A 7,693-nucleotide genomic window follows, 5' to 3' on the forward strand; every position below is an offset into this window, starting at 1 on the left:
CGGCCTGAAAGGCACGGCGCTTGGCACCGCGCATCTGCGCTGCGGCTAAGCGCAAATCGGCAATCTGTTGCCCACTAATTTGTTGAGCACTTGGACTGGTGAAATCTTTCCTGAACACCCTAGCCCCTCCACCTCTCCCTACGTTATCTGTCTCTCCGCTATCGTACCTCACTCGCTCGGCTTTGGGTATCTTCTTTTCTCAAAATCACCTTAGTGAGCTTCTGCCACGAGCCCAGACATGCCCGAGCGTTGGACAAACTCTAGAAACTCCTGAGCTATCGCGCGCCCTGTCTGCAATTCTCCTCGGACAAGATGGAAATTGCGTAACCCCCATAATGCCGCAAAACGTTGTGGGGAGTCACTCACGATGCGAATCAGGTTACGCGTCCGCTTGTACGCCTGTTCGACTTCTGGCGCAGCAAACCCTCGCGTGTGCATCAGCGATAAACTCAAACCGACCTGCAATCCAAGCTCTTGCTGTGTTCGTTCTGGAGACTCTGAAAAGTGAGAGAGCAGTGCAATTCCTCGGTTGAGATGGTCGATGGCCTCTTGATAGGCATAGGCCCACATCGCATTCTGCGCGGCTTGTCCGATGTAGTGCACAGCACGGCGGAAATCTCGGCCTTGTTCAAAGTGCACCCCGAGTTCTACTGCCACTTCAGCAAGTCGCCCGTGATAGGCTCGTTCAAGACGTTCAGCAATCCGCAAATGCATTGCTGCTCGTTGGCCCTGCGGTACGCGTTCATACAACACATTCTGATACAGCGCGTGAATAAAACGATACCGGGCAACGAAGGTTCCATCTGGCCACTCAGCAGTTCCAACCGCTTGCAGGAAATGCCCTCGCAACGCCAGGGTTGCACATCGTTGTTCAACTGCGCCTTCATTCTGCGCTAATCCAGCGGCCACAGTTGCGGCGGAAAACTCTATCCCCGCGACACTCGCCGCCGTCAAGACTTCTTGTTCTTCGCTGCTCAGTTGTTCACTGAGGTGTATAATCAATTGCCGCAAGTTCTCCGGCACCTCAACCGCGGCCCCATTCACCATCTGTTGAAGACCTTCCTCATTGCCACTGTCGAGCATTCTCTTCTGCTCGAGATAATCAGTGACATTCACCATGAATAATGGGTTTCCTTCAGCATGATGATGAACAAACTGTCCCACTCCTAGGGGCAGTGTTCTGTCGGTAAAGCGTTGAGCGAGATAGTGTTCGACTGCCTCAGCAGAAAGAAAACTCGGAGTGATTTCATGATAATGGCTTGTCCGTTGGAGTTGTACACGGAGTTTTTTCAACGGATGCCCAGCCGCAAGCGAGTCAAACAAACGGGCGGTTCCGAGCACGAACAGCCGCGCAGGCTCGGGACGAGCAGCAATGGCCGCCAGCAATGCCAACGTCGAATAATCGCTCCATTGCAAATCTTCAAGGCAGAGAAGAAATGGACGGTCTACAGTTAGAGACTCAAGCGCCTCCGCCATTTCACGTAACATCCGGTCACGCGTGGCACCGCCAACCTGGCGCTGAAGAGTTTCCCGTTCAGTATCGCTGAGAAGCCCCGGCAGGTGAACCAACCAGGTCGGAGCGTAACGGTGGAGTACTTCCAGCACTGCAGCTTTGTCAGCACCTCGACAGAGCCGCGCAAACGCCTCTAGCACCGGCATATACGGCTCCCCTGGGCCGTATTGTTCGATGCATTGCCCCTTCCCCAACCACATCCCTTCCTCAGGGACTAGTGGCTGGGGGCTGCGGGCTCGTGAGGGAGAGTTCACTGTCCAGTCTCTGGTCTTTAATTCTTGTCTCCTGGTTTCTCGACTTTTTTGATTTTCTGACTCTGGACTCTGGGCTCTAGACTCTAGACTCCGAAGAAACGTTTCGACTAACGCGGTTTCCCGATTCCGGCTTCACCAGTCGCCAGCACAATCTGTCGTTGACCACTGCGCGCTTGCTCAAACCATTGGTGAAGTTGGGTAATCTCAGAATCACGACCAACAAGACTTGGGCCTAGGGGCTTGGGACTAGAGGCGTGTGGGGAGGAAGAACCAGCCTCAATCCCCAAGCCACTCGCCTCTTCCTTACTACCGACTCCTGAATGCTGACTACTGACAACTACCTCGATGAAGCGATACCCCCGCCGATGGACCGTCTCAATATACTGTGGTGCTTTGGCATCATCGTCTAAGGCCTTACGTCACTCTTTGATACATGAAGTCAGGGTACTGTGACTCACGACCGTATCTGCCCACACAGCACGCAATAATTCACGCTTGGACACTAGCTGGCTCGGGCGCGATGCCAAATGACGCAAGACCGCGAACGCTTTGCCTGTCAGTCGCACAGCCTGCTGATCCCGCCACAATTGCTCATTCTGAGGGTCGAGTCGGCAAGTGCCAAAGTGCAGGATTTCGTGTGGTTGCGACTGCAGTTCTTGCGCTACTTCCGGGAAGTCCGTTCGCGTTTTCGTCATGCTGACACTCCTCCCTTTAGACACGTATGCATAACAGGGAACGCTCGCTCTCGCAGCTTCAGAGATTCACTGATAGAAATGCACTCTATGGACTTGATTGAAATTTATCTCCGCATTCAGCGTGAAGATATTGCGCTGCTCAAGTTCGTTATCGAATCGTACGAAGGCATCGGTATTGTACGCACCATCGACCGAAAAAAGGCGACGGTTGCAATCTTAGCGATGCCTGACTCGATTGACCATATGTGGGCAGTATTACAATCCCTACGTGAAGACATGGAATGGTACGAGATTCCCACCCCGCAGGATCAGGATGATTGGCTGATGGAAACAGTAAAGAGTGAAGAATAGGCTACAGGCTAAAGGGGAAGATGAGAGCAGCCCTACAGCCTGTAGCCTATAGCCTCAATTTTCATTCTTCACTCCTCACGCTCAATGCTTCACTCATTGCCTCTCGTTTACCGAACATGTATGCCACACCGATGCTGACGAGGTAAAGCAGGAGCAGAGGTCCGGCGAGTAAAAGTTGAGAAGCCACGTCCGGCCCGGGAGTCAGCACCGCTGCCATGATGAAAATTCCCACCACTGCATAGCGGGAAAAGTCGAGCAACGTACGGTGAGTGATGATCCCCACGCGCGCAAAGAAAAATGCCAGCACTGGTAATTCGAAGGTCACACCGAATGCCAACAACATACGCGAGGTGAAGCTAAAATACTCGCTGATCCGCAGCGTCGCTTGCACTCCGATCGTTTTATATTCTTCAAGAAAGAACCCGTATGCCACTGGCAATACCACCTGGTAGCAAAAACCTGCACCAAGGAGAAAAAAGAAACTGCCAAACAGCACAAAGGGAAACACATAGCGTTTCTCATGTTGATATAAACCTGGCGCGACAAACTGCCAGAGCTGATAAAAGATGACCGGAAGCGCGGCGAAAATTGCGGCAATAAATGCCACTTTGAGTTTGGCGAAAAAGGCTTCTGCAGGTGCAAGCCCGACAACTGGTGGTGGATCAGGAAGTTGATGTAACGGTTGCAACAGAAACGCAAAGAGTGTCGTCACGAACATGAATGAGGGGATAAAGGCGACCGCAATTGCCAGTAGCGACTTCACCAGCCGCCAGCGCAATTCTTCCAAATGGCCCAGGAGCGGCATCGTCCGATCGTCAGGGGCCATCTTACGACGCTTCTCCTGTCGATGACTCCTTTTTGCCTTGTGCGACGGTGAATTCTGGTGGCTTCAAGGTTGGCTCAACACTCGACTCCGTCGACGCCGCCGGTGATTGCTTTTCGTCACCTTGTGCCGTTGCTGGTTTCTCTTCCTGGGTTGCTCGTTCGGCTTGACGAATCTCTTCTTCCAACATCGACTTCGCGTTGTTGAACTCAGTAGAGATCTCGTCGGTTGCCTTGCGAAATTCTCCCAGCGCCTTGCCAAGAAACTTCGCGACTTCGGGAAGCTGTTTCGGCCCTAGGATCACTAGAGCCACAAGGCAAATGACAACTAATTCTGGAATGCCAACGCCAAACATCATCGTGGATGGGGCTACGGTAGTATAATCACCTCATGAGCGCAAGCTGTACGAAGAGAGCAGGCGAAAAGAAAATCCTGGCACCACTCGAGAAAGAGGATACAAAAACTGTCGCACATACACCACGGCAAAGGGTGTCCAAGGAGTGTCTTGCTCAACAGGATATCCTGACACACCGCAGCGCAGGCTGTCCTCGCTGACAGGTTCTTGATGGGTGCCAAACAGCCGATCCCAGATACTCAAAGAAACGCCCAAATTCTTATTGGCATGCTCAGGGAGGCACGAATGATGGAGGCGATGCGAAAGCGGGGAAACGAAGACATACCCAAAGAGGCCGAAGTTGGTCCGTACATTGGCATGGAGGAGCATCAGGAACCATTTTTCGCAGATCTGGAGCGCGACAATCGTGTGCGGCGAGACCTGACACATATATAGAAGGAAGAGCACAAGCATGTGACTGATAATCAACTCGCCTGGATGGAGGCGAAATTCGCTAAAGAGGTTCAATTCTCTCTGTGAGTGATGCATTGCGTGAAACTCCCAGAAGAACGGAATCGTGTGACGAAGATAATGGCCTAGCCAGCGAACAAGGTCGATCAGGCAAAAGGCCACCAGTTCTCGTATCGGTGATGGAAGAGCACTGAGATCAACCAAACGGAGGAAGGGAGCCCAGTGATCAAGGGCGAGAAAGGCACCCTGCAGAAAGAACGTCAAAATAAAGAATGAGTAACTGAAGACGAGGAGGGTCCCCCCTGTGTCGTAGAAGAGACCCAGCGAAAAAGGTGATTGATTCTTGTCGGCAGGGATGCGCCATTCAAGCAGCAAAACGGTTCCAACAAAAACAACAAACACCCAGGTGAAGAAGAACTCGCGAAAATACTGAAGCATAGAAGCAGAGGCAGTTGCCACATGCGTAACCAGCGGGATAGGGAGAATGAAGTCCCAGAGGAGGAAAGGTCCAACGACAAGCACGAATCCGATCAGGCCGGAGAACAACGAGGGGGCAGTCGGCAAAGGGCGAGTCCAGCAAGCACGGAGTGTCATACGTGGTGAGACCTTAGCGCGCAGAGGCGGAATAGGTTCGTGCGAGAGAAACGAGCCATTTCAGATAGAGCTGTGCCCGGAGGTTGCGAGTAAACCAAGAAAATTTTCGCCTGGCAGTCGCAAGGCCACCCTGTCGAAGTCCGTGGATAAATCGCCATCCTCCCTGCGCCAGCTGTCCCACCGCTCCAGGAAGAAGAGGAGGTACCGATCGTGATCCACCAGCGGAGTCTACTACGGACGGCTGCATGCGCGGCTCCACGGTCACCTCGTTCTTCATCTGTGCACGGTGTAACTGGAGGACCTGTTGAATCTGAGCCAGCCACTCTTGTTGGGTTTTCTCGAGACTGTAGTGCGTACGAACGTAGGTATAGGATTGTTGCTGAATCCGGGTACGCAGCGCAGCATCGTCAACCAACCGCGCGATCGCTTCAAACCACCCCTGCGCGGTATTCTCGACGAGTAGCCCCGTGCCGCCATGCTCAATACACGAAGCATAGACATCAACGTCGGAATAGACACCAGCGATACGACATGCAGCATATTCACGAAATTTGTTGTTCGTCTTTGAGCGATAGAAAACCTCATCATGAAGCGGTGCCAGCCCGATATCAAATCCCATGTGCGCAAAGCGACGAAAGAACTTGTCGTAATTATCGACATACTTAAGAAAGTGGACATTGGCATTCGCACGCAATTCCGGTGGATGATACCCCCAGCAGTAAAACGCCACGCGATCATGGTAGACTGCCAGGATCTTTTGTATGGCTTCAAGGAACACAGAGGCCAGGTCATCCTGGGTCACACGACTGGTTGCATAAACAATCCGTACTCGCCGAGTATCACGCACGGGAGGTGCTGATGGGACCAGGTTCCAGTCAACTGGCCCGTCGACGCGAACGACTTGCGTATTCAGCTTTTGCACGCGCTCTTGCATTGGTGCTGCATACACACGCACCAGAGCTGCCGCACTCAGGTATTCGTCTAACAGCGCGATACTTTGCTCGTGAAGCTGGAAGACATCCTGTTGGTACAGAGAAGGAAGCTCGAACAAATTATCGTCGATGTCGTAAATGAAGGGTTTTCCCCATGTACGCGCAGCATCTAACGCCGCTCGATATATCGCGAGCATGTTGCGACTATACACCAGAACATCAGCGGCGGCAAGCTGGCGAGGAGAAAGCCAACTTTCAAGCGTGAGGTCAAGACGGATATGTCCAGCTTGCTGCAAAGCAAGTAGCGGTTTCACGACCGTCAAAGTTGTTGAGGGAATCAGGTTCGGCAAGATCGCTAAGACCCGGGGCAGCGTGCTGGTCATAGCTCGTCACGTAAAGAGAAAACCGCAGAAGGCGCGGGTCTGCAACGAACCAAAACCACCGTAGCGATACTTGCGCCACTCGAAAATACGGACCGGGTCAGTCGCATCACGTACAAACACTCGTAACCAGAACCGACCTTGGTGAGAATCGTTGATCGGTGCAAAGCGAAAGGACGTCGGTACCTGTACATCGACCTCAGTAAATGGAACCACGACCTGCGCAACAATCGCATTCGCTGGCGAAACAATCTCGATACCAAAGCGTCCTTCTTCGACAGGAAAATCGAGGACTGGTGCCAACAGTACGCCACTGAGCCCAGGACGAGGAACGTTTAACGGATACGCAAGGAACGGCACCGCTTGCAGATCAGTGCTCGGTTGGAGCCGAAAGCCCTTCAGCGTACGAGTAAATAACAAGCTGTCATCTTTGAGTTGCTGAAAGGCTGGGGCAATCTGGTCACGGAGATCACCACCCGGGCGAAAGCGAGTCCGCCAGCGATTTTCGCGATGACGTCGAAAGGATCGCAACTCAGCCACAGCACTTTGCTGGTACTGTCCAACACGCCCGAGTCGTTGCTGCAGCATCGCCACTTGGACACGCGTATGTTCCAGTTCTACCCCACGCAAGGTAGTAGTCTGTTGGCTGGTCACCAAGGAACTCTGCACCTGTGCCAGGTCGCGCACCGTTCTCTTCCGGGCTTCCTCTTGTTCTTCTTTTTCCGTCCTTAAATTTTGCAACTCTTGCTCAGCAGCCGCGCGGACCGTTTGCAATTCACTCTGTGTCACTTCGAGTGTCGCCTGCCATTCCTTCTCCCGAGTATCAAGAACCGTGCGGAGGTCGGTTAACTCCGCATCCCGTTTTGCTACCGTCTCTGGCAAGATGCGCACGTGTTGTTCCTGACGCTCATTCGACTCGCGGAGTCGGCGAATCTGCGTAAACGGCGGATCATAGCAGTGCATCTGTGCTGCTATCTGCTGTACCTCGGCTTCGTCGATCGGGCGTTTCACAACCAGCAGGTGAAACATAATCTGATCACAGACATCGAGATACTTCTGCCGTGCTGCTCGTTGCTCTTCTGGTGGAAGGTCTCGATATGCCGGCAAGTAAAAAAACTCCATCTTGAGGCAGCGCAGATCAAGGTTAGAGATGCGTGAATCACTTTCACTCAACCCCCACATTGTAGCGTGTGGATGAGCAAATTCGGCAGCGGGCAGTAGTGCAGTTAGGCATGGGCAAGAATTAAGTTACCGATTAAGAGCGAGGAAGAAGCGTATAGTTCCAATCGCCATGAAACTTACCGGGTTTGATATTGAGCGCTTGAAACTCATCGTCGGAGACCTGT

8 protein-coding genes are annotated in these 7,693 nt (G+C 52.8%); 1 reads left to right on the forward strand and 7 read right to left on the reverse strand.

Annotated elements, in window-relative coordinates:
- Positions 1-210: 210 nt before the first annotated feature.
- A complete protein-coding gene (locus FJ147_25890) occupies positions 211-1,713 on the reverse strand; it encodes a hypothetical protein (GenBank protein ID MBM4259318.1) in 1,503 nt (500 codons plus the stop codon).
- 473 nt (positions 1,714-2,186) lie between these two features.
- A complete protein-coding gene (locus FJ147_25895) occupies positions 2,187-2,462 on the reverse strand; it encodes a winged helix-turn-helix transcriptional regulator (GenBank protein ID MBM4259319.1) in 276 nt (91 codons plus the stop codon).
- On the opposite strand from FJ147_25895, the gene FJ147_25900 reads away from it, so the two are divergent.
- A complete protein-coding gene (locus FJ147_25900; protein MBM4259320.1) occupies positions 2,295-2,813 on the forward strand; it encodes a DUF4911 domain-containing protein in 519 nt (172 codons plus the stop codon). The genes FJ147_25895 and FJ147_25900 overlap by 168 nt on opposite strands.
- Positions 2,814-2,874: 61 nt before the next feature.
- On the opposite strand, the gene tatC is transcribed toward FJ147_25900, so the two are convergent.
- Genes tatC through FJ147_25925 form a run of 5 tightly spaced genes read right to left on the reverse strand, consistent with a single transcriptional unit; the run spans position 2,875 to position 7,454 of the window.
- The gene (gene tatC, locus FJ147_25905; protein ID MBM4259321.1) at positions 2,875-3,618 is read right to left on the reverse strand and encodes a twin-arginine translocase subunit TatC; all 744 of its coding nucleotides are present in this window, start codon (positions 3,616-3,618) and stop codon (positions 2,875-2,877) included.
- A gap of 22 nt (positions 3,619-3,640) precedes the next feature.
- Positions 3,641-3,994 carry a twin-arginine translocase subunit TatB gene (locus FJ147_25910; GenBank protein MBM4259322.1) on the reverse strand — a complete coding sequence of 118 codons (354 nt, stop codon included), beginning with the start codon at positions 3,992-3,994 and terminating at the stop codon, positions 3,641-3,643.
- Positions 3,995-4,024: 30 nt separating this feature from the next.
- On the reverse strand, positions 4,025-5,035 hold the full coding sequence (locus tag FJ147_25915) for a sterol desaturase family protein (GenBank protein MBM4259323.1): 1,011 nt from the start codon (positions 5,033-5,035) through the stop codon (positions 4,025-4,027).
- Positions 5,036-5,048: 13 nt separating this feature from the next.
- Entirely contained in the window at positions 5,049-6,350 is a 1,302-nt protein-coding gene (locus tag FJ147_25920) for a glycosyltransferase family 4 protein (protein ID MBM4259324.1), read from the reverse strand.
- A 6-nt stretch (positions 6,351-6,356) separates the two neighbouring features.
- Positions 6,357-7,454: a hypothetical protein gene (locus FJ147_25925; GenBank protein MBM4259325.1), complete on the reverse strand. Its 1,098-nt coding sequence runs from the start codon at positions 7,452-7,454 to the stop codon at positions 6,357-6,359.
- Positions 7,455-7,693: the final 239 nt, after the last annotated feature.

Source organism: Deltaproteobacteria bacterium (assembly GCA_016874775.1).
In the GTDB taxonomy this organism is placed as follows: domain Bacteria; phylum Desulfobacterota; class Binatia; order Bin18; family Bin18; genus VGTJ01.